Source organism: Streptomyces sp. NPDC055189, assembly GCF_053606765.1.
Genome location: NZ_JBSGSG010000004.1, coordinates 41,741 through 68,613, shown reverse-complemented (window position 1 = coordinate 68,613; position 26,873 = coordinate 41,741). Strand labels below are relative to the sequence as shown.

23 protein-coding genes are annotated in these 26,873 nt (G+C 72.1%); 11 read left to right on the top strand and 12 right to left on the bottom strand.

The annotated features are described in order from the left end of the window. The first annotated feature begins 9 nt into the window (after positions 1–9). The 3 genes from ACWFR3_RS04645 to ACWFR3_RS04635 all read left to right on the top strand — a co-directional run bounded on the left by ACWFR3_RS04645 (position 10) and on the right by ACWFR3_RS04635 (position 5,279). Positions 10–1,446: a xylulokinase gene (locus ACWFR3_RS04645; RefSeq protein WP_453733082.1), complete on the top strand. Its 1,437-nt coding sequence runs from the start codon at positions 10–12 to the stop codon at positions 1,444–1,446. A 177-nt stretch (positions 1,447–1,623) separates the two neighbouring features. Next, positions 1,624–3,357 (top strand): ABC transporter ATP-binding protein, encoded by a 1,734-nt coding sequence (locus ACWFR3_RS04640; RefSeq protein ID WP_453733081.1) that lies wholly within the window; start codon positions 1,624–1,626, stop codon positions 3,355–3,357. Next, positions 3,357–5,279 carry an ABC transporter ATP-binding protein gene (locus ACWFR3_RS04635; protein WP_453733080.1) on the top strand — a complete coding sequence of 641 codons (1,923 nt, stop codon included), beginning with the start codon at positions 3,357–3,359 and terminating at the stop codon, positions 5,277–5,279. The genes ACWFR3_RS04640 and ACWFR3_RS04635 overlap by 1 nt, the downstream gene beginning before the upstream one ends. Positions 5,280–5,310: 31 nt before the next feature. Here ACWFR3_RS04635 and ACWFR3_RS04630 read toward each other — a convergent pair whose 3' ends face one another. From ACWFR3_RS04630 to ACWFR3_RS04610, 5 genes are all read right to left on the bottom strand, one after another. Continuing rightward, complete coding sequence (locus tag ACWFR3_RS04630) at positions 5,311–6,633, bottom strand: RNA polymerase sigma factor (RefSeq protein WP_453733079.1); 1,323 nt, start codon at positions 6,631–6,633, stop codon at positions 5,311–5,313. Positions 6,634–6,751: 118 nt separating this feature from the next. Further along, the gene (gene dnaG, locus ACWFR3_RS04625) at positions 6,752–8,659 is read right to left on the bottom strand and encodes a DNA primase (RefSeq protein ID WP_453733078.1); all 1,908 of its coding nucleotides are present in this window, start codon (positions 8,657–8,659) and stop codon (positions 6,752–6,754) included. 44 nt (positions 8,660–8,703) lie between these two features. Continuing rightward, positions 8,704–9,966, bottom strand: coding sequence for an NAD(P)/FAD-dependent oxidoreductase (locus ACWFR3_RS04620; protein WP_453733077.1), 1,263 nt, complete (start codon positions 9,964–9,966; stop codon positions 8,704–8,706). Positions 9,967–10,094: 128 nt separating this feature from the next. Next, positions 10,095–11,408, bottom strand: a complete 1,314-nt coding sequence (locus ACWFR3_RS04615) for a deoxyguanosinetriphosphate triphosphohydrolase (protein WP_453733076.1) — start codon at positions 11,406–11,408, stop codon at positions 10,095–10,097. Positions 11,409–11,465: 57 nt separating this feature from the next. Beyond that, complete coding sequence (locus ACWFR3_RS04610) at positions 11,466–12,410, bottom strand: sirohydrochlorin chelatase (protein ID WP_453733075.1); 945 nt, start codon at positions 12,408–12,410, stop codon at positions 11,466–11,468. Between the two features lie 163 nt (positions 12,411–12,573). Here ACWFR3_RS04610 and ACWFR3_RS04605 point away from each other — a divergent pair, with 163 nt between their 5' ends. Both ACWFR3_RS04605 and ACWFR3_RS04600 read left to right on the top strand, forming a co-directional pair. Further along, entirely contained in the window at positions 12,574–13,353 is a 780-nt protein-coding gene (locus tag ACWFR3_RS04605) for a SanA/YdcF family protein (RefSeq protein WP_453733074.1), read from the top strand. Positions 13,354–13,557: 204 nt separating this feature from the next. Further along, positions 13,558–15,678, top strand: coding sequence for a molybdopterin oxidoreductase family protein (locus tag ACWFR3_RS04600; protein WP_453733073.1), 2,121 nt, complete (start codon positions 13,558–13,560; stop codon positions 15,676–15,678). Positions 15,679–15,730: 52 nt separating this feature from the next. Here ACWFR3_RS04600 and ACWFR3_RS04595 read toward each other — a convergent pair whose 3' ends face one another. From ACWFR3_RS04595 to cutA, 3 genes are all read right to left on the bottom strand, one after another. Beyond that, the gene (locus ACWFR3_RS04595) at positions 15,731–16,027 is read right to left on the bottom strand and encodes a DUF6355 family natural product biosynthesis protein (RefSeq protein WP_453733072.1); all 297 of its coding nucleotides are present in this window, start codon (positions 16,025–16,027) and stop codon (positions 15,731–15,733) included. Positions 16,028–16,244: 217 nt separating this feature from the next. After that, complete coding sequence (locus tag ACWFR3_RS04590; protein WP_453733071.1) at positions 16,245–16,682, bottom strand: gamma-glutamylcyclotransferase family protein; 438 nt, start codon at positions 16,680–16,682, stop codon at positions 16,245–16,247. Beyond that, positions 16,679–17,041, bottom strand: coding sequence for a divalent-cation tolerance protein CutA (gene cutA, locus ACWFR3_RS04585; protein WP_453733070.1), 363 nt, complete (start codon positions 17,039–17,041; stop codon positions 16,679–16,681). The genes ACWFR3_RS04590 and cutA overlap by 4 nt, the downstream gene beginning before the upstream one ends. Before the next feature lie 205 nt (positions 17,042–17,246). On the opposite strand from cutA, the gene ACWFR3_RS04580 reads away from it, so the two are divergent. Together ACWFR3_RS04580 and ACWFR3_RS04575 are read left to right on the top strand one after the other, a co-directional pair. Beyond that, a complete protein-coding gene (locus ACWFR3_RS04580) occupies positions 17,247–18,005 on the top strand; it encodes a hypothetical protein (RefSeq protein WP_453733069.1) in 759 nt (252 codons plus the stop codon). Continuing rightward, the gene (locus ACWFR3_RS04575) at positions 18,002–19,291 is read left to right on the top strand and encodes an ATP-binding protein (RefSeq protein ID WP_453733068.1); all 1,290 of its coding nucleotides are present in this window, start codon (positions 18,002–18,004) and stop codon (positions 19,289–19,291) included. The genes ACWFR3_RS04580 and ACWFR3_RS04575 overlap by 4 nt, the downstream gene beginning before the upstream one ends. Positions 19,292–19,342: 51 nt before the next feature. On the opposite strand, the gene ACWFR3_RS04570 is transcribed toward ACWFR3_RS04575, so the two are convergent. Then, the gene (locus tag ACWFR3_RS04570; RefSeq protein WP_453733067.1) at positions 19,343–20,062 is read right to left on the bottom strand and encodes an NADPH-dependent FMN reductase; all 720 of its coding nucleotides are present in this window, start codon (positions 20,060–20,062) and stop codon (positions 19,343–19,345) included. A gap of 197 nt (positions 20,063–20,259) precedes the next feature. Here ACWFR3_RS04570 and ACWFR3_RS04565 point away from each other — a divergent pair, with 197 nt between their 5' ends. The 3 genes from ACWFR3_RS04565 (at position 20,260) to ACWFR3_RS04555 (ending at position 22,683) form a co-directional block, all read left to right on the top strand. Beyond that, positions 20,260–21,045, top strand: coding sequence for an aminotransferase class IV (locus ACWFR3_RS04565; protein ID WP_453733066.1), 786 nt, complete (start codon positions 20,260–20,262; stop codon positions 21,043–21,045). A 285-nt stretch (positions 21,046–21,330) separates the two neighbouring features. Continuing rightward, entirely contained in the window at positions 21,331–21,891 is a 561-nt protein-coding gene (locus ACWFR3_RS04560) for a hypothetical protein (RefSeq protein WP_453733065.1), read from the top strand. Positions 21,892–22,014: 123 nt separating this feature from the next. Beyond that, the gene (locus ACWFR3_RS04555) at positions 22,015–22,683 is read left to right on the top strand and encodes a class F sortase (protein ID WP_453733064.1); all 669 of its coding nucleotides are present in this window, start codon (positions 22,015–22,017) and stop codon (positions 22,681–22,683) included. Between the two features lie 74 nt (positions 22,684–22,757). On the opposite strand, the gene ACWFR3_RS04550 is transcribed toward ACWFR3_RS04555, so the two are convergent. The 3 genes from ACWFR3_RS04550 to ACWFR3_RS04540 form a co-directional block, all read right to left on the bottom strand. Then, complete coding sequence (locus ACWFR3_RS04550; protein ID WP_453733063.1) at positions 22,758–23,540, bottom strand: sulfite exporter TauE/SafE family protein; 783 nt, start codon at positions 23,538–23,540, stop codon at positions 22,758–22,760. Between the two features lie 65 nt (positions 23,541–23,605). Then, positions 23,606–23,797, bottom strand: coding sequence for a hypothetical protein (locus tag ACWFR3_RS04545; protein WP_453733062.1), 192 nt, complete (start codon positions 23,795–23,797; stop codon positions 23,606–23,608). A 15-nt stretch (positions 23,798–23,812) separates the two neighbouring features. Continuing rightward, a complete protein-coding gene (locus ACWFR3_RS04540; RefSeq protein WP_453733061.1) occupies positions 23,813–25,291 on the bottom strand; it encodes a ferredoxin reductase family protein in 1,479 nt (492 codons plus the stop codon). Between the two features lie 300 nt (positions 25,292–25,591). Between ACWFR3_RS04540 and ACWFR3_RS04535 the strand changes: the two genes are divergently transcribed. Continuing rightward, positions 25,592–26,872, top strand: a complete 1,281-nt coding sequence (locus tag ACWFR3_RS04535) for an NAD(P)/FAD-dependent oxidoreductase (RefSeq protein ID WP_453733060.1) — start codon at positions 25,592–25,594, stop codon at positions 26,870–26,872. Position 26,873: the final 1 nt, after the last annotated feature.

Genomic DNA, 26,873 nt, shown 5'->3' with positions numbered 1-26,873 from the left:
ATTCCAGGCATGGGGATAGTCGCAGGGTTGGACAGTTCGCCCGATTTCACACGCATCGTGGTCTGTGACGCGGACACGGGTGCCGTACTCAAGCAGGGCTATGCCCCGCATCCGACGGAGAACCCCGACGGCGGGCGCCCCTCGGACGTGGATCCGCAGGCCTGGCTGCTCTCTCTCGGCGAGGCGGCCGGCGGCGGTCTGCTCGAAGGCGTGCAGGCCATCGGCGTCTCCGCGCAGCAGAACGCGGTCGTCCCCCTCGACCGGCACGGCAACACGGTGCGGCCCGCGCTCGTCGGCAACGACCGTCGGGCGCAGGTCGCCGCCGCCGATCTGATCGACGGACTCGGCAGCCGCGAGGCCTGGGCACAGGCCGTGGGCTGCGTCCCGCAGGCGGCCCACCCCGTGACGAAGCTGCGCTGGCTGGCGAAGTCCGAGCCGGAGGCCGCGCAGCGCGTCGCCGCCCTCATGCAGGCACACGACTGGCTGGTGTGGCAGCTGCTCGGCAGGCCCGCGCGGCGCACGACCGACCGCGGCGGCGCCTCCGGGACCGGTTACTGGTCGGCGGCGACCGGTTCGTACCGCCCCGATCTCGTCGATCTCGCGCTCGGGCACCAGGCGATGCTGCCCGAGGTGATCGGCCCCGCAGAGGCCGCAGGGACGACGCCCGAGGGGCTGCTGATCTCGGCGGGGACCGGCGAGACGATGGCGGCGGCGTTCGGGCTCGGGGTGCAACAGGGCGACGCGGTCGTCTCGTTGGGGGCCTCGGGTTCCGTGATGGCCGTGCACCACGAGGCGCTCGTCGACCCGAGCGGGACCATCACCTCGCTCGCGGACGCCACCGGCATGCATCTGCCGGTGGTGCACACGCTGAACGCGGTGCGCGTGCTGCGCGGCGCCGCCGAGATGCTCGGGGCGGCCGACCTCGAAGCACTCTCCGAGCTGGCCATGAAGTCGACGCCGGGTGCGCACGGGCTCGTACTCCTGCCGTATCTGGAGGGCGAGAAGACGCCGAATCTGCCGCACGCGGCGGGCACCCTGACCGGCCTCCGGCGCGAGTCGATGCGGCCCGAGCATCTGGCGCGGGCCGCGTTCGAGGGCATGCTGTGCGGGCTCGGCGACGCGCTCGACGTGCTGCGGGGCCGTGGCGTGGAGGTGCGCCGGGTCTTCCTGCTCGGCGCGGCGGCCGAGCTGCCCGCGGTGCAGGCCGCGGCGCCGATGCTGTTCGGCACGCAGGTCGTGGTGCCGCAGCCTGCGGACTACGCGGCGATCGGCGCGGCACGCCAGGCGGCCTGGGCACTGAACGGCCAGCTGCCGTACTGGCAGGGGGCATCGGCACAGGTCTTCGAGCCGGGCGAGGAACACTCCGTGGGCCAGGCGGTGCGCCAGCAGTACCGGACAGTGCGCGAGCAGTCGCATCCGGGGGCGTTCGAAGCGAGCGGCTTCTAGGGGCGCGAGGAACTGCGCGATCAGCCACGACGCACCCGCAGAAGAGCACACCACTTCTTGACCCAGCCCATATTTTTACCGGGTCATGGCTTAATCGGTTGCACGTACCCGGGTGCGGTGCCGGAGTATGGGGGCGACCTCGCCAAGAACCCCGCCCACGCCTCTCGAAGAGACTCCGTGCTCATACGACTCCTTCGGGCCCACCTGGGCCCGTACAAGAAGCCCATCGCCCTGCTGGTGCTGCTGCAGTTCCTGCAGACCTGCGCCTCGCTCTACCTGCCCACCCTCAACGCCGACATCATCGACAAGGGTGTCGTAAAGGGCGACACGGGTTACATCCTCTCGTTCGGCGGCATCATGATCGCCGTCACCGTCGCCCAGGTGGTCTGCAACGTGGGCGCCGTCTACTACGGCGCCCGCACCGCCTCCGCGCTCGGCCGCGACGTCCGGGCCGCCGTCTTCGACCGCGTGCAGTCGTTCTCCGCCCGCGAGTTGGGGCACTTCGGGGCGCCGTCGCTGATCACCCGGACCACGAACGACGTCCAGCAGGTACAGATGCTGGTCCTGATGTCGTTCACGCTGATGGTGTCGGCGCCGATCATGTGCGTCGGCGGCATCGTCATGGCCCTCGGGCTCGACGTACCGCTCTCGGGTGTCCTGGTCGCGGTCGTGCCCGTACTCGCGATCTGCGTGAGTCTGATCGTGAAGCGCCTTCGCCCGCTCTTCCGCACCATGCAGGTGCGCCTCGACACCGTGAACCGCGTGCTGCGCGAGCAGATCACCGGCAACCGCGTGATCCGCGCCTTCGTCCGCGACGACTACGAGAAGGATCGCTTCCGCAAGGCCAACTCCGAGCTGACCGACGTGTCGCTCGGCACCGGCAAGCTGCTCGCGCTGATGTTCCCGATCGTCATGACGGTCGTGAACGTCTCGTCGATCGCCGTGGTCTGGTTCGGCGCGCACCGCATCGACAGCGGCGGCATGCAGATCGGGGCGCTCACCGCGTTCCTCGCGTATCTGATGCAGATCGTGATGTCCGTGATGATGGCCACCTTCATGTTCATGATGGTGCCGCGCGCCGAGGTCTGCGCCGAGCGCATCGAGGAGGTCCTGGACACCGAGAGCAGCGTGGTGCCCCCGGCCTCCCCCGTGACGGAGCTGCGCAGCCACGGCCACCTGGAGATCCGCGACGCGGGCTTCCGCTACCCCGGCGCCGAGGAGCCCGTCATCAAGGCCGTCGACCTGGTCGCGCGGCCCGGTGAGACGACCGCCGTGATCGGCTCGACCGGCAGCGGCAAGTCGACGCTGCTGAGCCTCGTGCCGCGGCTCATCGACAGCACCGAGGGCGAGGTCCTGGTGGACGGCGTCCCGGTGCACACCATCGAGCCCGCGCTGCTGGCGCGGACGGTGGGCATGGTCCCGCAGAAGCCGTACCTCTTCGCCGGCACGGTCGCCACCAACCTCCGCTACGGGAACCCGGACGCGACGGACGAGGAGCTCTGGCACGCGCTTGAGGTCGCCCAGGCCAAGGGCTTCGTGGAAGGTCTCGAAGAGGGGCTGAACGCGCCCATCTCGCAGGGCGGCACGAACGTCTCCGGCGGCCAGCGCCAGCGGCTCGCGATCGCGCGGACCCTGGTGCAGCGCCCCGAGATCTATCTCTTCGACGACTCCTTCTCGGCCCTGGACTACGCGACCGACGCCGCCCTGCGCGCCGCGCTCGGCCGCGAGACCGCCGAGGCGACCGTCGTGATCGTCGCCCAGCGCGTGGCGACGATCCGGGAAGCCGACCGCATCATCGTCCTCGACGAGGGCCGGGTCGTGGGGACGGGACGCCATCACGAGCTGATGGAGAGCAATGAGACCTACCGGGAGATCGTGCTCTCCCAGCTGACGGAAGCGGAGGCCGCGTAATGGCCGGTCCGGGTGGCGGACAGATGATGGGGCCGGACTCCCGGTCGATGGACTTCAAGGGGTCCGGCAAACGGCTGCTCGCGCAGTTCAGGCCCGAGCGCACCACGATGTACGGGATGCTCGCCGCCGGAGTGCTCAGCGTGGCGCTCAGCGTGCTCGGCCCCAAGATCCTCGGCAAGGCGACCGACCTGCTCTTCGCGGGCATCGTCGGCCGTGACATGCCGGCGGGCATCACCAAGGACCAGGCCATCGAGGGCCTGCGCGACAAGGGCGACGGCGGCATGGCCGACATGCTCTCCGGGGTCGACTTCACGCCGGGCAAGGGCATCGACTTCGGCGCCGTGGGCGAAGTCCTGCTGCTCGCTCTCTGCGCGTTCCTGATCGCGGGACTGCTGATGGCGGTGGCGACGCGGCTCTCGAACCGTGCGATCAACAAGACCGTCTTCCATATGCGCGGCGACGTGCAGGCGAAGCTGTCGCGGCTCCCGCTCTCGTACTTCGACAAGCGGCAGCGCGGCGAGGTGCTCAGCCGGGCGACGAACGACCTGGACAACATCGGCCAGACCCTGCAGCAGACCATGGGCCAGCTGGTGAACTCCCTGCTCACCATCGTCGGCGTACTGGTGATGATGTTCTACGTCTCGCCGCTGCTCGCCCTGGTGGCCCTGGTCACCGTGCCCCTTTCGTTCTTCGTGGCGACGAAGGTCGGCAAGCGGTCGCAGCCGCAGTTCGTGCAGCAGTGGAAGTCCACCGGCAAGCTCAACGCGCACATCGAGGAGATGTACACCGGGCACACCCTGGTGAAGGTCTTCGGGCGCCAGGAGGAGTCGGCGAAGGCCTTCGCCGAGCAGAACGACGCGCTGTACGAGGCCGGGTTCAAGGCGCAGTTCAACAGCGGGGCCATGCAGCCGCTGATGTTCTTCATGTCGAACCTCAACTACGTCCTCGTGGCCGTGGTGGGCGGTCTGCGGGTCGCGTCCGGCGCCCTGTCGATCGGTGACGTGCAGGCCTTCATCCAGTACTCGCGGCAGTTCTCGATGCCGCTCACGCAGGTCGCGTCGATGGCGAACCTGGTGCAGTCCGGTGTCGCGTCGGCCGAGCGGATCTTCGAGCTGCTCGACGCGGAGGAGCAGGAGGCCGACCCGGTGCCGGGCGAGCGCCCCGACCAGCTGCGCGGCCGGGTCGAGATGGAGCGGGTCTCCTTCCGCTACGAGAAGGACAAGCCGCTCATCGAGGACCTGTCCCTGAAGGTCGAGCCCGGTCACACGGTGGCCATCGTCGGACCGACCGGCGCGGGCAAGACCACGCTGGTCAATCTCCTGATGCGGTTCTACGAGGTCACCGGCGGACACATCACCCTGGACGGGGTCGACATCGCGAAGATGTCGCGCGACGAACTGCGCTCCGGCATCGGCATGGTGCTCCAGGACACCTGGCTGTTCGGCGGCACCATCGCCGAGAACATCGCGTACGGAGCCGCCAAGGACGTCACGCGCGAGGAGATCGAGGAGGCGGCGCGGGCGGCCCACGCCGACCGCTTCTGCCGCACGCTGCCCGACGGCTACGACACCGTGATCGACGACGAGGGCACGGGGGTGAGCGCGGGCGAGAAGCAGCTGATCACGATCGCGCGGGCGTTCCTCTCCGACCCGGTGATCCTGGTGCTCGACGAGGCGACGAGTTCGGTCGACACCCGCACCGAGGTGCTCATCCAGAAGGCGATGTCGCGGCTCGCCCACGGGCGGACCTCGTTCGTCATCGCCCACCGGCTCTCCACGATCCGCGACGCGGACACCATCCTGGTGATGGAGGACGGCGCGATCGTCGAGCAGGGCACGCATGACGCGTTGCTGGCGCAGGAAGGGGCTTACGCCCGTCTGTATGCCGCTCAGTTCGCGCAGGCCGTGGCCGAGGTCGACTGAGGGCGGGACCGGGGTTCAGCCGACCTGAGCCTCAGTCCAGATAGCCCCGAAGCTGGTCCGCGAAGGCGTGGTCCCGCAGCTTGTTGAGGGTCTTGGACTCGATCTGGCGGATGCGTTCGCGTGTCACGCCGAAGATCCGGCCGATCTCCTCCAGGGTGCGGGGCCTGCCGTCCGCGAGGCCGTAGCGCAGCTGGACGACCTTGCGTTCGCGCTCGCCGAGCGTGGAGAGCACCGCCTCCAGGTGTTCGCGCAGCAGCAGGAACGCCGCCGATTCGACGGGGCTCGTCGCGTCGCCGTCCTCGATGAGGTCGCCGAGCGCGACGTCGTCCTCCTCGCCCACGGGCGCGTGCAGCGACACCGGTTCCTGGGCCAGGCGCAGGACTTCGCTGACGCGCTCGTGCGGCAGGTCGAGCTGGGCGGCGACCTCTTCGGGGGTCGGTTCGTAGCCCCGCTCCTGGAGCATGCGGCGCTGGACGCGGACGACGCGGTTGATCAGCTCGACGACGTGCACGGGGACGCGGATGGTGCGGGCCTGGTCGGCGAGGGCCCGCGACATCGCCTGGCGGATCCACCAGGTCGCGTACGTGGAGAATTTGTAGCCGCGTGCGTAGTCGAACTTCTCGACGGCCCTGATCAGGCCGAGGTTTCCCTCCTGGACGAGGTCGAGCATGGTCAGTCCGCGCCCGACATACCGCTTGGCGACGGAGACGACCAGGCGGAGGTTGGCCTCGATCAGGCGGCGCTTGGCCATGCGGCCCATGACGACCAACTTGTCCAGATCAAGGGCGAGTTGTGAGTCCAGGTCGGTGGCAAGGCGCAGCTTCTCCTCGGCGAAGAGACCGGCCTCCACACCGCGCGCGAGTTCCACTTCCTCCGCCGCCGTGAGCAGCGGGATGCGGCCTATCTCGCGCAGATACTGCCGGAACAGGTCGGACGAGGGGCCGCCGGTGTCGGCGCGGCCGCGGGGGGCGGGCGGCAGCGGCAGCGTGCCGCTCTCCGGTTCGAGTGCCTCCGGGGCTTCCCGCGGGTCGGGGATGGTCTCCGCTTCGGGGCTTTCGGGCCCCGCTTCCGGGTGCCGTGCGGCGCGGCTCTGTGGGGGCACGGCCGCGATGACGTCCGTATCCGCCTCCGCCTCCGCTTCCGCGGCAACGGCGGTCTCGGTCTGGGTGAGGGTCTGGGTCTGCACGGGGGCGACCTCCATGATGATCGCTGCTGAGGCGTGCGGCAGCGGTACAGCGGGATCGGCTTCGACGGCCTCGCCGCTGTCCGTCCCGAACACGATGTGTGGAATCGCGGGTTCACCGGATCCGCATCCGCTGTCTGCGGGCCGGCCGCGCTCCGAGGACTCAGGCACCGCAACCCAGTGTGGGGCACGACACACGGCCGCCACGAGGGGCGTGCGGTGACTTTTTGAGTCCGGTCCGTAACCGCGTGGTTACCCCGCGGGTAACCAGTCCCGCGCTACGTGAACCTCAGAGAGCGTCTGCGCCGCGCTCGCGAAGCGCCCTGCCGTACTGCTGGAGGACCCACAACTCGTTCTGCACGGCCGCCAGTTGAGCGGCGTCGCCCTGGGCGGTCAGGCGGGTCAGGCTGCCCTGGACATCGCGGATGCGGCGGTCGACGGCACGCAGCCTGACCTGGACGAGCTGCATGCCCGCGTAGATCTCGTCGACCTGCTTGCGCAGGATCGCCTCGACGGCCAGCTCGGTGACCATGGCGCGGACCGTGTTGTCCGGTGCGGCGTCCAGGACGCGGGCGAGGTAGGTCTGCGGCTCGGGGATGCCCGCCTCCGCGCCGCCCGCCTCCTCCACGCACTGGCGCACCGCTGCGTACGGCGGGGCGGTGAACTCGTCCACCCCATACGCGTCGAAGGCCGGGGAGACCAGCTCCGGGCGTTGCAGGGCCAGTTTGAGCAGCTCGCGCTCGGTGCGGTGCGCCGGGCTGCGGAGCGTGAGCGCCGGGCCGGAGGGCGCGGACGGCGCCGAGGCCGTGTGCTGCTGGCCCTGGTGCGGCCGCTGCTGCTGCGGGGCCGGGCCCCGGCCGCCCCGGTCGCGGGCCCAGCGCGCGAGCTGGCCGACGCGCTTGACCACGAACTGGGTGTCCATGATGCCGAGCATCCCCGCGAGCTGTACGGCCACTTCGTGCTGCGCGCCGCTGTTCTTGATGCGGGCCACGACCGGCGCCGCCTCGTCCAGGGCGGCGGCGCGGCCCGCGGGGGTCTCCAGGTCGTACCGCCCGACGATCTGGCGCAGCGCGAACTCGAAGAGCGGCGTGCGGGGTTCGACGAGGTCGGCGACGGCCCCGTCCCCCTTGGCCAGGCGCAGCTCGCAGGGGTCCATGCCCTCGGGCGCGATGGCGATGTACGTCTCGGCGGCGAACTTCTGGTCGTCCTCGAAGGCGCGCAGGGCGGCCTTCTGGCCCGCCGCGTCACCGTCGAAGGTGAAGATCACCCGGGCCGAGCCGTTGTCCATCAGGAGGCGGCGCAGGATCTTGATGTGGTCGCCGCCGAATGCGGTGCCGCAGGTCGCGATGGCGGTGGTGACACCGGCGAGGTGGCAGGCCATGACGTCCGTGTAGCCCTCGACGACGACCGCGCGGGAGGTCTTGGCGATCTCCTTCTTGGCCAGATCGACTCCGTAGAGCACCTGGCCCTTCTTGTAGATCGGCGTCTCGGGGGTGTTGAGGTACTTCGGGCCGTTGTCGTCCTCGCGCAGCTTGCGCGCGCCGAAGCCGACGACCTCGCCGCTGATGTCGCGGATCGGCCACATCAGCCGGCCGCGGAAGCGGTCGATGGGACCGCGGCGGCCCTCCTGGGAGATGCCGGAGAGGATGAGCTCCTTGTCGGAGAAGCCCTTGCCGCGCAGGAACCGGGTGAGGTGGTCCCAGCCCGCCGGGCTGTAGCCGACGCCGAAGTGCGCGGCGGCGGCCTGGTCGAAGCCGCGCTCGGCCAGGAACTTCCGGCCGATCTCGGCCTCGGGGCTCTCCAGCTGGTCGATGTAGAACTGCGCGGCGATCTTGTGGGCCTCGACCAGGCGGATGCGCTCGCCGCGCTGGCTGGTGGGGTTGTACCCGCCCTCCTCGTACCGCAGCGTGATGCCCGCCTGGGCGGCGAGGCGCTCGACCGTCTCCGAGAAGGTGAGGTGGTCGATCTTCATCACGAAGGCGATCGTGTCGCCGCCTTCCTGGCAGCCGAAGCAGTGGAAGAGACCCTTGCCCGGGCTGACCTGGAAGGACGGTGACTTCTCGTCGTGGAAGGGGCACAGGCCCTTGAGGTTGCCTCCGCCCGCGTTCCGCAGCTGGAGGTAGTCGGAGACCACGGCGTCGATCGGGACCGCGTCCCGAACCGCCTTCACGTCCTCGTCATTGATCCTGCCAGCCACGTTGGAATACTACGACCCTGCTCCGACACTCCCGCCCTGCCCCGTCACCCGAGCAGCGACTCCAGGGGGACGGACGGGTCCGAGAGCGACTCGGCGGGCGGTCGTGCGCCCGTGCGGATCAGCTTCTGGATGGTGTCCGTGACGTCCCACACATTCACGTTCATCCCCGCGAGGACGCGTCCCTCGCTCAGCCAGAAGGCGACGAACTCCCGCTTGCCCGCATCGCCCCGGACCACGACCTGGTCGTACGACCCGGGCGGCGCCCAGCCGGAGTACTCCAGGCCCACGTCGTACTGGTCGGAGAAGAAATACGGCACCCGGTCGAACGCCACGTCCTTGCCGAGCATCGCGCGGGCCGCGGCCGGGCCGCCGTTCAGGGCGTTCGCCCAGTGCTCCACGCGCAGTCTGGTGTCGAAGAGCGGGTGGTGGACGGCGGCCACGTCGCCCGCGGCGTAGATGTCCGGGTCCGAGGTCCGCAGGGAGGCGTCGACCACGACACCTCCGCCGTGCGCCCGCTCGGCGATCTCGAGTCCCGCGGCCTCGGCCAGCGAGGTGCGCGGTGCGGCGCCGATCGCTGCGAGCACGTCGTGCGCCGGGTGCTCCTCGCCGTCGTCCGTGCGGGCGGCGAGGACCATGCCGTCCTGGCCCGCGATCTCGGTGAGCGTGGCGCCGAAGTGGAAGCGCACGCCGTGCTCGGCGTGCAGGTCGGTGAACATCTGGCCGATCTCGGGGCCGAGCACCGCGTGCAGCGGGGTGGTCTCGGGCTCGACGACGGTGACCTCGGCGCCGTACGTCCGCGCGGCGGCGGCGACCTCGAGGCCGATCCAGCCCGCACCGGCGATCACCAGGTGGCCGTTGTCCCGGCCGAGACCGGCGAGAACCTGGCGCAGCCGGTCGGCGTGCGCGAGCCGGCGCAGGTGGTGCACGCCCACCAGGCCGGTGCCGGGGACGTCCAGGCGGCGCGGCTCGGCGCCGGTGGCCAGGAGGAGTTTGTCGTAGTGGATGACGGCCCGGTCACCGAGGTGGACGGCCTTGGCGGCGCGGTCGATGGAGACGACGGTCTGGCCGAGATGCAGCTCCACGTCCGACTGCGCGTACCAGGCGGGTTCGTGGACGAAGACGGTGTCGCGCTCCTCCTTGCCCAGGAGGTACCCCTTCGACAAAGGTGGGCGCTCGTACGGGTGGTCGCGTTCGTCGCCGATGAGGATCACCCGGCCGGTGAAGCCCTCGGACCGGAGTGTCTCGGCCGCTTTCGCGCCCGCGAGACCTCCTCCGACAATGACGAACGTCTGATCCGCGTCGACCACTTGATGCCTCCTCAAAGCCTTGCCGTCAGGGGGAGCGTCCCGCACGGAGCGTGATGGGGGAAGGGGTTGCGAACCGATCCGGCCAGTTTTCGTCACGCCCCGTGGTCGAACGGCTCATTTCGCATATGTCAGGGGTGTCTTGCCGTGAGCCGCGCGTGCAGGGAACGCGCGGCGGCGTCCGTGAGCGAGGCGATCTGGTCGACGACCACGCGCAGCGCCGCGCGGTCGTCGGACGCGGTGTCGTACAGCGCGCGGAATTGCGGGTCGAGTCCTTCGGGGGCGCGCGCCGTGAGCGCCTCGGCCAGCTCGGCGACGACGATCCGCTGGTCCGCGCGCAGCCGCTCCTGGGCGGGGCGCTGCATCACATATCGGTCGGCGACGGCCTTGAGGACCGCGCACTCGTGGCGGGCCTCGCGCGGGACGACGAGTTCGGCCGCGTACCGGGTGAGGGGGCCCTTGCCGTACCGCTCGCGGGTGGCGCTCTCCGCGGCGAGACAGAAGTGGCCGATGAGCTGGCTCGTCGCGTCCTTCAGGCGGCCCTGGGCGATCGCCGAGCCGTCGTACCCGTGCGGCCACCACTCCTGGTCCAGGAGGCGGTCGAGGGCCTCGGAGAGCTCTTCGGGGTCGGTGTCCGCCGGTACGTAGCGACCGATGGCGACGGCGAAGATGTCCCGGCGCTCGGGCTCAGCGTGCAGCAGGTTCGGGTCGAGGTGCCCGGCGTGCAGGCCGTCCTCGATGTCGTGCACCGAATACGCGACGTCGTCCGACCAGTCCATGACCTGGGCCTCGAAGCAGGTGCGGCGGCCCGGTGCCTCCTTGCGGACCCAGTCGAAGACCGGCCGGTCGTCTTCATAGACCCCGAACTTGGGGGAATCTGGATCGGTGGGGTGCGCGCCGCGCGGCCAGGGGTACTTGGTGGCGGCGTCCAGGGCGGCACGGGTCAGGTTGAGCCCCACGCTGACCGGTTCGCCCGTGTCCTCGTTCGTGACGAAGCGCTTCGGTTCGATGCGGGTGAGCAGGCGCAGGGACTGGGCGTTGCCCTCGAAACCGCCGCAGCTCTCGGCGACTTCGTTCAACGCCTGCTCGCCGTTGTGCCCGAAGGGCGGGTGGCCCATGTCGTGGGAGAGGCAGGCGGTCTCCACCAGGTCGGGGTCGCAGCCGAGGGCGGCGCCGAGCTCGCGGCCGACCTGGGCGCACTCCAGGGAGTGCGTCAGTCGGGTGCGAGCGCTGGCGTCCCACGCCTCGTTGCTGCGCGTGCCCGGGGTGACCACCTGGGTCTTTCCGGCGAGGCGGCGCAGCGCGGAGGAGTGCAGAACGCGCGCGCGGTCCCGCTGGAAGGCGGTGCGCCCCGGCCGTTTGTCCGGCTCCGTGGCCCATCGCTCGACGGCGGCCTCGTCATAGGCCGCCTCAGCGCCGTACGCATTCGATGCAGTGCCTTCCATGCACCGACAGTAAACGCAAGCAGTGACAAAGAGGGCTTCAGGGGCCCTGCGCGGCCGTCAGGCGGAGGTCAGCTGACGGGGCGGAACCTGCGTGGCGGCAGGTGTCGCCGGGGTCACGGCGGCGTTCGCGCGGGCCTGGTCGTAGCGGTGCAGGAGGAGGCGGGCCATGGCCCGGTGGGCGCCGAGCGGGGCCGACGCGATCCGGGGGGCGGCATCGGCGCACTGGGTGGCGAAGCGGCCGGGCGCCGTGAAGTACGAGGCCACGGCGGTGCGGTGGCGGCCACGGGCGGCGAGGGCACGCACCGCCGCGGGCACGCTGAGCGCGGAGGCGTCGGTCGGCGACGCGTACGCGGGCACCACCGGCACGCCGAGCCGCCGGGCGAGGAGGTCCGCCGTGCGCCGGGTGTCCGCGGCGGAGTCCGGGTCGCGGGAGCCCGCGGCGGCCAGGATCACCGCGTCGGTGCGACGGCCGCCGGACCCGGCGGGCCAGCCCGCTTCGACGAGCCGGTCGTACAGCGCGTCGACGAGCAGGGGGTGCGGGCCGAGCGGGGCGGCGACCCGCGTGTCGAGGTGCCGGGCTTGTGCGGCGGCGCCGGGGATGTCGTGCTTGACGTGGTAGCCGCGGCCGAGCAGCAGCGGCACGAGGACGGCGGCACCGGTCGTCGCGGCGAGGGTGTCGGTGAGCAGCGGCTCGTTCAGCTCGATGTGGCCGAGGCGCACGGCGAGTCCGGGCCGCAGCTCACGGACCTGTTCGAGGAGCGCCGTGACGGTGGCGAGCGCGCGGGGGTCACGGCTGCCGTGGGCGACCACGACGAGGTCGGGCGCCGGTGCGGCGGGCGGTGCGGGGCGGGGTGCGGTGCGGGGTGCGGGGCGGCGCCTGCCGTCGAGGGAGACGAGGTTCAGCTGGCTGCCGAGCTGGCTGGTGATCCGGTCCATGATTTGCGCCGTACTTTCGAGAGGGTTGCTGCCGGACTCGTCGCGAAGAAGGTTCGACGGCGTCATGGACCGAGGATGGCCGTGCCGCATTTCGGTCGCGTTGCGCGCCGGTGACGGGTCCTTTCGGCCTGGCTCACCGGCGGCGCCGCGGCGTTGTCAGTGCGGTCGCTTACCGTTGTGCACAGTGATCGGATCGGGGGGATCCGGCATCGGGGCACGGGGGAACGGGATGGAGCTGCCGGGATGGATGCGGCGGTCGGGGACGGGCGTGCGCTCCGGCGTGCGGGCCGGGGCCCGCAGCGGTGCGGCCCGGCTTGGCCGCCTGCGGTCGCGACTGCGGCCGTATGTGAGGCTGCCGCGCACACGGCGGGGACAGCGGCGGGCCGTGCAGGTCTTCATGGCCGTCTGCGTCCTCGCGCTGCTGCCCGCGACCTGGCTGTTCGTGACGGCGCAGGGGGGCCTGCGCACGACGGCCGACGTGCCGCGCACGCGGGTCGCGGTCGTCTTCGGCGCGGGCCTGTGGAAGGGCGAGCCCTCGCCCTACCTCGCGCACCGGCTCGACGCGGCGGCCGAGCTGTACGAGGCGGGACGGATAGAGGTCGTGCTCGTCACCGGCGACAACAGCCGCGAGGAGTACGACGAGCCGGACGCCATGCGCGCGTATCTGACCGAGCGCGGTGTGCCGGACCGGCGGATCGTCAGTGATTACGCCGGCTTCGACACCTGGGACAGCTGCGTGCGCGCCAAGAAGGTGTTCGGCGTCGACCGTGCGGTGCTGATCAGCCAGGGCTTCCACATACGCAGGGCCGTCGCGCTCTGCCGCGCGGCGGGCGTCACGTCGTACGGCGTCGGGGTCGACGCCAAGCACGACGCGACCTGGTACTACGGCGGCGCGAGGGAAGTGTTCGCGGCGGGCAAGGCGGCGTTGGACTCGGCGTTTCAACCGGATCCGCGCTTCCTCGGCCCCCGGGAGCCGGGCGTGGACCGGGCGCTGGCCGCACCCCGCTGATCCCTGGCCCCCGGGCCTTGAGCGGGGGTTGCGTCTGCCTGCTTTCGCTCGTCGGCCGGGTGCGGGTCGTGGTCCGTCCTCGCGCAGTTCCCCGCGCCCCTGAAGGGGCTCACAGCGGGGTGCAGTCCTCGCTGAGGTCGGCTTACCGCGTGTGTAACGCGATCGCGTCGGGGCGCGTAACACGCTCGGCGGACGCTGGACCGCATGCACACCGAGGCGACACCCACCCACTGTCCGTACTGCGCGCTGCAATGCGGGATGAGCCTGGCCGGCGGCCCCGGCGGGGTGGAGGTCGTGGAGCGTCCGGAGTTCCCCGTGAACCGGGGCGCGCTGTGCGGCAAGGGCCGCACGGCACCCGCTGTGCTCTCCTCCCGGGTGCGCCTGACCGAGCCACTCATCCGATCCCACGCCACGGGCCGGCTCGAACCGGCCACCTGGGAGGAGGCGATCGCCCGCGTCGCCGGGGGGCTTTCCCGCACACGTACGGAGCACGGCGCGGACGCGTGCGGGGTGTTCGGCGGCGGCGGGCTGACCAATGAGAAGGCGTACGCCCTGGGGAAGTTCGCGCGGGTGGCGCTCGGCACGTCGCAGATCGACTACAACGGCCGGTTCTGCATGTCGTCGGCGGCAGCGGCGGGCCAGCGGGCCTTCGGGCTCGACCGCGGCCTGCCGTTCCCGCTGGAGGACATTCCGCGCACCGGCTGTGTGATCCTCGTGGGCTCGAACCTCGCCGAGACGATGCCGCCCGCGCTGCGGTATCTGACGGAACTGAAGGCGAACGGCGGGAAGCTGATCGTCGTCGACCCGCGCAGGACCCGCACCGCCGAACAGGCCGACCTCCATCTGGCGCCGCGCCCCGGCACGGACCTCGCCCTCGCGCTCGGTCTGCTGCACCTGGTGGTGGCCGAGGGGCGGACGGACGAGGCGTTCATCGAGGAGCGCACGAGCGGCTGGGGCGAGGCGCGGGCGGCGGCGATGGCGCACTGGCCGGAGCACGTGGAGCGGATCAGCGGCGTCTCCGTGCCCGAACTCCGGGACGCGGTGCGGATGTTCTGCGACGCCGAAGCCGCGATGGTGCTCACCGCGCGCGGGCCCGAGCAGCAGTCCAAGGGCACGGACACGGTCGGCGCGTGGATCAACCTCTGCCTCGCCACGGGCAACGCGGGCCGCCCCCTTGCCGGGTACGGCTGCCTGACCGGGCAGGGCAACGGCCAGGGCGGACGGGAACACGGCCAGAAGGCCGACCAGCTGCCCGGCTACCGCAAGCTGACGGATCCGGCGGCGCGGGCGCACGTGGCGGGGGTGTGGGGCGTCGACCCGGACTCCCTCCCCGGCCCGGGCCGGTCCGCGTACGAACTGCTCGACGCGCTCGGCGGTGACATCAAGGCCCTGCTCCTGATGGGGTCCAACCCGGTCGTCTCGGCGCCGCGCGCCGCGCACGTGGAGGAGCGGCTGCGCTCGCTCGACTTCCTCGCGGTCGCCGACGTCGTGCTCTCCGAGACCGCGCGGCTGGCGGACGTCGTCCTGCCGGTGACGCAGTGGGCCGAGGAGACGGGGACGGTGACGAACCTGGAGGGGCGGGTGCTGCTGCGCCGCCGGGCGGTGAGTGCGCCTGCCGGCGTACGCAGCGATCTGGACGTACTCCACGGCCTCGCCGCCCGCCTCGGCCACGAGAAGGGCTTCCCGACGGACCCGGAGGAGGTCTTCGAGGAGCTGCGCCGGGCGAGCGAGGGCGGCCCGGCGGACTACTCGGGGATCTCGTACGCGCGCCTGACGGAGGGGAACGGGGAGGGCGTCTTCTGGCCGTGCCCCGCGGACGAGGGGGGCGAGCGGGACGAGACGGACCGGGGCGTGGCGGATGCCGTGCATCGTGGGACCCCCCGGCTCTTCCTCGATCGGTTCGCCACCGAGGACGGGCGGGCGCGCTTCGTGCCGGTGGCGCACCGGGACGCCGCCGAGGAGCCGGACGCGGAGTATCCCGTGCTCCTGACCACCGGACGGGTCCTTGCGCAGTACCAGTCGGGGGCCCAGACGCGCCGCGTCGACGAGCTCAACTCCGCCGCTCCCGGCCCGTTCGTGGAGCTGCATCCACGCCTTGCCGCGCGCCTTGAGGTCGGGGACGGCGAGCCGGTGACCGTCGTCTCGCGCCGGGGGCGGGCCGTCGCCCCGGCGCGGATCACGAGCGCGATCCGCTCCGACACGGTCTTCATGCCGTTCCACTGGCCGGGCGAGGGCCGGGCCAACTCCCTCACCAATCCGGCACTTGACCCCGTGTCACGGATGCCGGAGTTCAAGGTGTGCGCGGTGCGGCTCGAGCGGTCGTAACGGCGGGCCGGGGTGCTGACCACCCCGGCCCGAGGTCATACGCGTACGGGAATCAGCAGGTGCGGCCGAGGTAGTGCGCGCCCTGGATCTTGTCCGCCGCTCCGAGCCAGCTCTTGCCCGGGCCCACACAGCGCTCGTAGTCGGGGCCCCACGCGACCTCCACCTTGATGACGACGTTCGAGCCGTCGCCGGTGCAGTGGTTGTAGAAGGCGTCGCTGCCGGTCTCGTAGAACCCGCAGGGGTTCATGACGGCGGCCGGGGCGTGAGCGGACGCGGCGGCCGCCACGGGGAGGCCGAGGGTGAGGGCTACGGCGCCGACGAGGGCCGGCAGCGAGCGGCGAAGGCTCATGGGGCAACTCCTGCTTGAGGACGTGGTGCTCACGCACCGACTCGCGCACCGACCGGTGCGCGCACAGGGAGACTGCCACAGGAATCACCCTCAGTGATCATGCGATTCCGGCGCGTCGCCCAGCCGGGCAGCGGAGTTCACCGGATCGAGTACGGAGCCGCCCGAGCTGCCTCCTGAGTAGCCGCCTGAGTAGCCGCCTGAGCTGCGGGGATCCCCTTCACCGCCGCGCCCGGAACGACGCCCAGTCCCCTCCCCCGATCACCGCCCCCGAAGCCCGCAGCCGCGCCGCCACCCGGGGCGCGGCCACGTACACCCACGCGCGCGCCGTCGCCCCGTCCAGGAGGGCCACCTCGCGCGGCACGCGCTCGTACAGGTTGCCGGGGTCGCCCGGTGCGTAGACCTCCAGTACGTCGAGATCGGCGAGGAGCCGCTCGTAGGCGGCGGGCAGCGCGGTGATCAGCTCGCCGCGCACCGGACCGCCTTCGCCGCCCTCCACCAGGTACGGGTAGCCGGGCCCCTCGTAGAGGATCGCCCCCGCGAGCCGGGCTGGCTCCTCCGTCGCCGTCCGGCCGCGCAGGAAGGCGTCGTGGTTCGGCTCCCCCGGCCGCAGAGTTCCGTACACGAAGAACGGCAGCCGGGCGCCCTGCGGGGTCACTCGGCCGTCTCCTGCTCCACCCACTCCAGGTACGCCGCACTCCCCCGCACGACGGGCGTCGCGATGATCTCGGGGGTGTCGTAGTCGTGGGCCCCGGTGAGCCAGGACTCCAGCGCGTCGTACCGCGCGGCGGTCGTCTTGAACAGCACCTGCCACTCCCTGGCGGTCTCCACGGCGCCCTCCCACCGGTAGACGGAGACGACGGGCCCCGCTATCTGAGCGCAGGCGGCGACGCGCGCCGCCACCGCGCCGCTCGCGAGTTCCTCCGCCTTCGCTGCGTCATCGGTCGTGGTCAGCACGGTGAGCACCGCTGCCTGTGCGGATCCGAATCCGGATCCGGCTTCGTTCGTCGACGTCATGCACCGATTGTCACCGGGCCGAAAGCCGTGACGCGAAGGCCGTGACACGAAAGCCGTGACGCGAAAGCCGTGAGGCGAAGCCGTGACGGCAGGGGCCACCGACCAGGCCGAAGGTCCCGAACCCCGCGTCTCCACCCCGCTTACCCCCATCTGTTACACAACATCCCGTTTTCCGTGATGGACGCTTCCTACCGTCGACAGGGACATGAACCTCACCTGCCCCCACCGCCGCCTGCTGCGCCGCGCCGCCCTCCTCACCGTCACGGCCGCCGCCGTGCTGGCGGGCTGCGGCAGCATGGACGGGCTCGACGCCGGTGAGCCCGCGCCGTCCGTGTCCGTGCAGCCACATCCCGACGCGCTCTGGCCCGCCTGGTCCGGTACGTCGTCCCAGACGCCCGGCGCCGACGCCGCCACCCACCAGCCGCCGCCGGAGCCCCTGGAGGGACTGCCGAAGCTGGGCAAGGGCGGGCTCGGCACGGAGGACTTCCGCAAGATCCTGCGGGCCGACCCGCGGATGAAGCCGCTCGCGGACCGCGGCGAGATCGACCGCCCCGGCCGGGCCGGGCTCCGGCCGCCGCTCCTGACCGACCTGACCGGCGACGGGCAGCCCGAGCTGCTCGTGGCCGCCGACACGGAGAGCGGACGGAGCGTCCTCGCCGTCTACCGGGAGCACGAAGGCCGCGTCTACCCGATCCTGCTCACCGCGGGAAAGCGCGTGAGCGTCGCGACGATCGGCCGGGACCTGCTGGTGCGCAGCCCCTGCTCCGACGGCGGCGAGCAGGCCGTGCGCTACCACTGGGACGGCGTACGGCTGTCCACGGTGAGCGACATCAAGAACTACAAGAAGACGCCCGGCACCGACGGCTCCCCGGCTCCGGCTCCCACGCCCACTCCCACTCCCACGCCCACTCCGGAGTCCTCCGACGCCACGGACTCCTCGCACGGCAAGGACGGGCAGCGATGAAAGGCATCGCCCGGCGCGCCCGGGCCGCACTCAACGCCCTCGGCCTGCGCTGGAAGATCGCCGCGCTGCTCGCCCTCGGCTGCGCGGTCGTCGCCGTCGCCATCGGGATCCTCGTCCACCAGGCGCGCCTCGAACAGGTCTCCGCGAGCGCCAGGTCCGGGGCCACCGCGCAGTTGGTACGGGTGCGCCAGCTGTACGAGCTGACGGGGCAGGTCGACACGGAGGACGACGCCGGTACGGACGCGGAGCTCGACGCCCCCGGCCTGCCCGCGTCGCTGCGGGCGGCGGCCCTGGACGGGCGGCGGACCACGTATCTCGACATGAGCGGCGCCGATCCCGTGGTGTGGGCGGCGCGGCCGGTCGGCGGCCAGGTGCTCTCCGTACGTGAGCCGCTGACCGAACAGGCCGCCGAGATGGCGGAGTTCGACGAGAAGCTCCTTGCCTCGGGCGCCGTCGTCGTCATCCTCGCGGCGCTCGGCGGTGCCGCACTCGCCAGCCGCCTCAGCCGCGAGCTGCGCACCGCCGCGGCCACCGCCCGCCGCATCAGCCAGGGCCAGCTCGACGCCCGTATCGACCATCCGAGGGCGCCGGGCAGCCGGCCGGGCAAGGACGAGGTGGCCGAACTGGCCGCCGCCGTCGACACGATGGCGGCGTCCCTTCAGCAGCGTCTTGAGGCCGAGCAGCGCTTCACCGCGGACGTCGCCCACGAACTGCGCACCCCGCTGACCGGTCTGCACACCGCGGCCGAGCTGCTGCCGCAGAGCCGCCCCACGGAACTCGTGCGCGACCGGGTCACGGCCCTGTGCACCCTCACCGAGGATCTGCTCGAAGTGGCGCGCCTCGACGCGGAGATGGAGCGGCCCGACCTGGCATCGCACCGCCTGGGCACGCTGGCCGAGGGGATCGTGCAGCGGTCGGGGTGCCCGGTGCGGTTCGCGGCGGCGTCCGGCCCGGACGACGACACGCTCGTACGCACCGACGCGCGCCGCCTGGAGCGGATCATCGCCAACCTGGTCGCCAACGCCCGCAGGCACGGCGCGGGCCCGGTCGACGTACGGGTGACCGGGCCCGTGATCACGGTCAGCGACCGGGGGCCCGGTTTTCCCGAGCACCTCCTGAAGGACGGCCCGCGGCGCTTCCAGACCGGCGCCCGCGAGCGCGGTCAGGGCACGGGCCTTGGCCTGACGATCGCGTTCGGGCAGGCGCAGGCCATCGGCGCGCGGGTGGAGCTGCACAACGCGCGGGACGGCGGCGCGGTGGCGGCGGTACACCTGCCGGAGGTCTGACCGCCACAGGAGCGGGTCGTCGGGCCGCCACAGGCCGCCTCAGGACCGGGCTCAACTTCCGTACGGGCGGACCTCCTTGGCGCTGCGCAGCGCCCACGCCCACCAGTGGAGCTGGTCGAGCATCGACTTGGCGGCGGCGTTCGCGGCCGCCGGGTCCTTGTGGGTGCCGTCGTCGGCGAAGAGCGCGCCCGCGTTGTGGAAGGAGACGGTTTCGCGAATCGTCATGGTGTGCAGCTCGGCGAAGACCGGACGCAGGTGCTCGACCGCGCGCAGGCCGCCGGAGAGCCCTCCGTAGGAGACGAAGGCGAGGGGCTTGGCCTGCCATTCGGCGTTGTGCCAGTCGATGAGGCTCTTGAGGGACGCGGGGTAGGAGTGGTTGTACTCGGGGGTGAGGACGACGAAGGCGTCGGCGGCGGCGAGCTTCGGGGTGACCTTGCCTAGTTCGGCGAGGGTCCCGGGCGACGGGTTGTAGGAGAGCGCGGTCGGCAGGTGGGAGTCGGCGAGGTCGACGACGTCCACCTCGAAGTCCGCGCGCTCGCCGATCCTGGACAGCAGCCAGTCGGCGACGATCGGCCCGAAACGGCCCTCGCGGTTGCTTCCGATGATGACGGCGACGCGAAGGGGCGCGGCGGGCACGGCAGGCGTGGCGCCGGACGTGGCGGTAGATGTGGCGCCGGACGTGGCGCCGGACGTGGCGGTAGATGTGGCGCCGGACGTGGTGTCGGACGTGGCGGTGGACGGGGAATCAGCGGCAGTCGTGTTCGTGGTCATGAGAGGAGCCTCGTTGCTCAACCTAGGTTGAGGTCAAGCGCCTCCTGCGACGAGTTCGGCCCCCGCCTTCCGGGACCGCACCCACCCGGCCCCCTTTTCCCCTCGACCGAACTCCACCCCTCACCAGGCCCCTTCCACCCGCAGGCCCCTCCCCCGCGCCCGCCGAGCCCCCTCCCCCACGCCGTACGGTGAAGCCCATGACAACTCCCGCGCCTCTGCTGCGCCTTGAGATCGACGGCCGGGCCGCCACCGCCGACCGGCTGCTGTGGCCCGCTCTCGGCGGCGTGGGGCACTTCACCGCGATGCAGGTCAGGGGCGGCGCGACGCGCGGGCTCGGGCTGCACCTGGCCCGGCTCGACGAGGCCACCCGCGAGCTCTTCGACCGGGAGCTCGACGGCGAGCACGTCCGTGAGCTCATCCGGCACGTGCTCCGCGACGACATCACCGACGCTTCCGTACGCGTCCACGTCCACGCGCCGGAGGGCGAGCCGTCCGTGACGGTCACCGTACGGCCGCCGGGCGGCATGTCGGAGAACGCGCAGGCGCTGCGGTCCGTCCCGTATCAGCGGCCCTTTCCGCACATCAAGCACCTGGGCGGCTTCGGCCAGGCCCGCCACGGGGAGCTCGCCCGGCGCGCGGGCTTCGACGACGCGCTGCTCACCGGGTCCGACGGGACGATCAGCGAGGGCGCCGTCACGAACATCGCCTTCTTCGATGGTTCGGAGGTCGTCTGGCCGGACGCCCCCTGCCTGACCGGCATCACCATGCAGCTGCTCGAACCGCGGCTCGCGGCCGCCGGTCTTCCCACGCGCGGGGCCCCGGTCACGCTCGCGGACCTCTCCTCGTACACGGCCGTCTTCGTCACGAACGCGCGGGGCATCGCCCCCGTACGGCGGATCGACGCCACGGATTTCGCGGTCGACGAGAAGCTGATGGACACGGTGGCGGGGATCTACGCCGACACCACTTGGGACACTCTCTGAGGCGGAATCAGCTCCGGGACCGGGCCCTCGCCACGCTCCGGGTCACCCATTCACAGGCGCCGCGGGCACCCTTCGGGCCCTGTCCGGCGACACGCCGGGTGACCTGCTGGAATGTTTCCGTCGAAGTGTCAGAAGTCGCTCCGCCTCTGCATTTCTGACGATCCTTCAGGAGGCGTGCGCCGCCGAGTGCCACTTACCTCGGTAGAGCGGGGTTCGACCGACGCAGCGGCACTCGGAGGTGCCGCGGGCCGTGCCCTCTGAAGGCTTCTCGGAGGAGCAAGCACGATGCGCAAAGCCCGCCTGCTGACCACTGCCGCGCTCGCCGTCGCATCGGCGAGCCTTCTCGCCCCGCCCGCGGCCGCGGCCGTGTTCGCCGCCGAGGGTGCCGGCGGAGGCCTCGACGTGCGTCCCGGCACCGTCATGCCCGGCTCGACGGTCACCGTGAGCACCACCGCGTGCGGCAGCGAGGGGGCCGCGTCGGGCGATGCCAGCGCGGTCGGCGCGGGCACGTTCACGCTTGCGTCGGGCACGCAGAAGGAGAAGGCAGCCGGTGAGTTCAAGGTGCCGCCGTCGGCTCAGCCCGGCACGTACGAGATCGTCGCGAAGTGCTCCGGCGCCGGCGCAGACGGCAAGGAGGTGGCGGGCGACCTGGTCGTGACCATCACCTCCACGGCGGCTGCCCGCGAGGAGCAGCCGGTGGCTCCGAAGGGATACGTGAAGACGGGGGTCGGCGGCGCTCTTGGCCCCGATCCCGTGCAGACCGCGGCGGGTGTGGCGGCGCTTGCCGTCGCCGCCGCGGGCGGTACCTGGCTCCTGCACCGCCGGGCGAGAGGCGACAGGATCTGACGGACACCCTCCGCTGTCCACCGGTACCGCCAGCCCCCTCCCTCTCCGGGTCCGCATGTCCCTCGTGGACCCGGAGAGGGATGCGGGGACCGGCCTCCCCGAACCCCGAGGGGGACGAGTCGATTGAGATCCGCGGCAAGAAAGAGCTCCGCCGGCAGACCCCTCGGCCGCAAGAGCCTCAATTCCGCCATAGGCGCGGTCACGGTCCTGGCCCTGTGCTCCGGGGCGTGGCTGCTGCACAACGGCACGGAGTCCCGTACGCCGCCCCAGCCGTCCGCGGCGCAGGCCGCGTCGGCCCATCCCCGCTCCGACAGGTTCCCGGCCGCCGCGGCACTCCCCCCGTCCCCGCCCGACCGCATCCGGATCCCGGCGATCCGGGTCGACGCGCCCCTCATGGGACTCGGCCTGACGCGGCAGGGCAGCCTCGACGTACCGCCTCCGAAGAAGACGAACCTCGCGGGCTGGTACGAGTCGGGGACGACGCCCGGTGAGCGCGGCACTGCCATCGTGGCGGGGCACGTCGACAACGCCGAAGGACCTTCCGTCTTCTACGACCTGGGCGGCCTGACCAAGGGCAGCACCATCGAGCTCGAACGCAGGGACGGCAGTGTCGCGGTGTTCACGGTCGACGCGAACGAGGTCTACGAAGCGAAGGAGTTCCCGGACGAGAAGGTGTACGGGGCTGCGGACCGCCCCGAGCTGCGGGTGATCACGTGCGGCGGCAGCTACTCGCGCAAGACCGGCTACCGGGGCAATGTGGTGGTCTTCGCGCACCTGACGAGCGTGCGCTGACGCCTCTCCTGACAGCGGGCACGAGACGGCGGGCACGAGACGGCGGGCACGAGACGGCGGGCACGAGAACCGCCCTAGGCGAGCCACTGCTCGTACGCCATCTTGGCCACGAGCCCGAACACCGTGGTGAGCAGCACGACGCGGACGAAGCCGCTGCCCCGCTTCAGCGCGGTGTGGGCGCCGAACATGCCGCCCGCGAGGTTGAAGACGGCCATCAGGGCGGCCAGTTGCCACAGGACCGCGCCCTGCCAGGCGAACATCGCGAGGGCGCCCGCGTTGGTGCAGCAGTTGACGATCTTGGCGGTGGCGGACGCGGCCACCAGGTCGAGGTGGAGCACGGCGGTCAGCGCGAGCACGAGGAAGGTGCCGGTGCCGGGCCCGATGAGACCGTCGTAGAACCCGATGCCGAGGCCCGCGAGGCCGATGGCGGCGAGGATGCGCTTGGGCGAGGCGGGACGGGCCGGGGGCGCGGTGCCGAAGGCGGGCCTGAAGATGACGAAGGCCCCGACGGCGAGCAGTACGACCATGATGACGGGCTTGAGCACCTCGGTGCTCATACCGGCGGCGAAGAAGGCACCGCCCATGGACCCGGCGAGTGCCGCGAGCCCGATCCGTACGGCGGTGCGTACGTCGACGCGCGTCTTCCTGATGTACGTCACCGCGGCGCCGGTCGTCCCGACGATGGCGACGGCCTTGTTCGTCCCGAGCGCGTGCGCGGCAGGTGTCGATCCCGGCAGTCCGAGCAGCAGCGCGGGCAGCAGCAGAAGACCGCCCCCGCCGACCACGGCGTCGATCCAGCCGGCCGCGAGGGCGGCGACGCAGAGGACGACGACGGTGGTCAGAGATATGTCGGGCATGGTCTGGACCCTATGGAGGAGCCGATCTTCCCTTCTCCCCGGGGTGTCATGTCCCGTCTCATCCCCTACGGCGCCGCCTGAGGTGCCGGAACTCCGGCCGGGATGCGATCCGGCGCCGGTGGCGCCGCCGGGTCGACCGTCAGGGCGAGGACCGTGGCGACCAGCGCGCTCGCTCCGGCGAGGCCCGTCGCCAGCTTGCGGCGGGCCTGCAGCGTGGGGCCCTTGGCCGGGGCTGCGGGTCTGCGGTGACGTCCCATGTCAGCTCGGCCCTCTCAGAAGGTGAAGCACTCGGCGTGGATGCGTTCCTGCGGCACCCCGGCCCGTTCGAGCGCGGCGGTGGCGGCGGCGGTCATGCCGGGCGGCCCGCACAGATACACGTCGTGCTCGGCGAGGTCCGGGATCAGGTTGCGCAGGGCCTGCGGGGCGAGCGGGTCGAAGGCGGCGTCGGACCGTCCGAGCAGATAGTGCAGCCCCGCTTCCCGGCTCCGGGCGATCTTCTCCAGCTCGTCGCGCAGCACAAGTTGTTCGGCGCTGCCCGCCCGGTAGAGCAGGGTGATGTCGCCGGGCCCGCCGGGCAGCGTCTCGAACAGCGCCCGCATCGGGGTGATCCCGACGCCGCCCGCGAGCAGCAGCACTTTCCGCCGCGTACGCCGGTGAGCGGTCAGCGCCCCGAAGGGCCCCGTGGCGAGCACCCGCGTCCCCGGCTTCAGGCGCCGCATCCGCCGGGTGTGATCGCCGATGGCCTTCACCGTGATCCGCAGGGTGTCGTCGCGCACGGGCGCGGACAGCGAGAACGGCAGCGCGGTGCGCCAGAGCCTGCGCCGCAGGAAGCGCCAGCGGAAGAACTGGCCGGGTTCGGCCCGCAGCTCGTCGAGCCCGATGCCCTGCACGAGGACCGACACGACACCGGGCCCTTCGTCGCGTACGTCGATGACGCGCAGGCTGTGCTTGAGCGCCTGCCGCACGGGCACGACGACGCGGTACCAGACGAGCAGCACCGCCACCGTGGCGTGCAGCATCGACCACACCCACACGGTCAGGATGCTGCCCGCCACGTCAGGACCGGCGAGCTGGTGCACGAAGGCGAGCGCCACACCGAGGTAGGTCAGCAGATGCACGGCCCGCCACGTCTCGTGCGGGACGCGGCGCCGCATAGCACGCGCCGACGTGACGCCGACGGCCATGAGCAGCGCGGTCCCGGCGGCGGCGAGGGCGAGCCCCGGATAGCCGAGCAGGTCGACGGCGGCGCTGAGGAGGTCGGCGTCGGCGTGGGCGGCGTAAGCGCACAGGGCGAGCAGGGCGTGGCCCAGGCACAGGGTCAGTACGTAACGACCGCCGAGGGCGTGCAGCCGGGCGAGCCGGTCGGCGCCGACGCCGTGCTCGACCGCGGGGACGCGGGCCATCAGGAAGAGCATGACGAGGACTCCGTACCCCGCGAGCAGCCCGGTGAGGTGGGCGCCGGTCGCGAAGAGCACGTCGAGCCGGGCCGAGGGTTCGGCCTGCACGGCCCACAGGGCGATGACGGCGAGACCCACGCCGAGGATCCCGCCCCGCAGGGCGGCGGGGGTGACGCGGACCGGGGGGACGGGGGTGGCGGTCCGGACCCGCGGGGTACGCGGGGTACGCGGGGTACGCGGGATCCGGGGAGGCATCACCGGCATCGGCGGAACCTCCATCCCGTCCGTCTGCCGCAGATACGCGGACAGCGCGGGATACGCGGCAAGTCGGGAGTCGGCTACATCGCTGGTCACCGCCGCAGACTAGGCGCGGGGCGCCTCCAAAACTGGCTGGTCAGACGCTTACAACAGATCCTTAAGCCCCTCTTGAGGATCGCCTCAAGGCGGGTTAAGCCGCAGGTTCCCCAAGGGCTGGATGCGGGGCAATCGGGCGGGTGGGAGGGAGAGGCTCGTTCGTCCAGGCCCGGACGCGGGGCACCCCCCAAGATCCCGGCCGCCCCTCACATCCGGCCCCGGCGCCCGCTGAGGGCAGCGTTGCCCGAGGGAAACAGTCAGGATGCGGTCGGGTAACACCGCCCCCGCACGCTGCCGTACATGACCTCTTCGACCCCGAGCCCCGCGACCCCGCCCCGCGTGGTGGTCATCGGCAGCGGCCTGGCGGGCGTCCGCCTGGCCCAGCGGCTCGGCGCAGGCGGCGCCGGCAGCGGCGACAACCCCGGCCCCGTCCTCATCGGCGACGAGCCGCACGCACCGTACAACCGCGTACTCCTCGCCGACGTCCTCGCGGGCCGCTACGGCCCGGAGGTCATCGAGCTGCCCCCCGCCCCCGGCGAGCACCTGCGCACCCGCGCCGTCCGCGTGGACCGCGCGGACCGGCTCGTGCACTGCGCGGACGGCAGCGTCGTCCCGTACACCACCCTCGTACTCGCGACGGGCTCGAACCCCGTGCTCCCGCCCCTGCGCGGCCTCTTCGAGCCCGGCGCCACCGAACTCCCCAAGGGCGTGCACGCCTTCAGGACGATGGACGACTGCCTCGCCCTGTCCGAGGCCGTACGGCCCGGAGAGGGCACCCGCGCAGTAGTCATCGGCGGCGGCCTCCTCGGCGTATCGGCCGCCCGCGCGCTCGCGGCCCGCGGCGCCCAGGTCGTCCTCACCCAGCAGGGCGACCGCCTCATGGAGCGCCAGCTCGACCCGGCCGCAAGCGCGCTGGTCCACCGGCATCTCACCGAACTCGGAGTGGAGATCCACACCGAGTGCCGCGTGCGCGGCGTGCGGCAGGCGGACGGCGTCATCCGCTCGGTGGAGCTCGCCGACGGCTACGTCCTCGGCACCGACCTCACCGTCCTCGCCTGCGGCGTCCGCCCCCGTACGGGACTCGCGCAGGCCGCCGGACTCGACGTACGCCGCGGCATCGTCGTGGACGACGAGCTGCGCACCTCCGACCCGCACATCCGCGCCATCGGCGACTGCGCCGAGCACTCCGGCGAGGCCCGCTGCCTCGCCGCGCCCGCGCTGGAACAGGCCGACGCCCTCGCGGACTCCCTGCTCTCCCCGCAGAACGCGCGCCCCTACTCCGGCACCCGCGCCCTCACCCGCCTCACCCTGCACAACGGCCGCCCCGGCTCCGCTCCTCTGGACCTGGCGGCCTTCGGCGACCCCGAGCACCGGCCCGACGACGACGTCGTCCAGCTCGCGGACGCGACGCGCGGCACGTACCGCAAGGTCATCGTGCGCGGTGACCGCCTCGTCGGCGGCGTACTGCTCGGCGAGCTCACCGCCGTCGGCGCGCTCGCCCGCGCCTGGGAGTCCGACGACCAGCTGCCCGACGACGGCAGCCCCCTGCTCCACCTGCTCACCACCGACGGAGGCCTCTGAG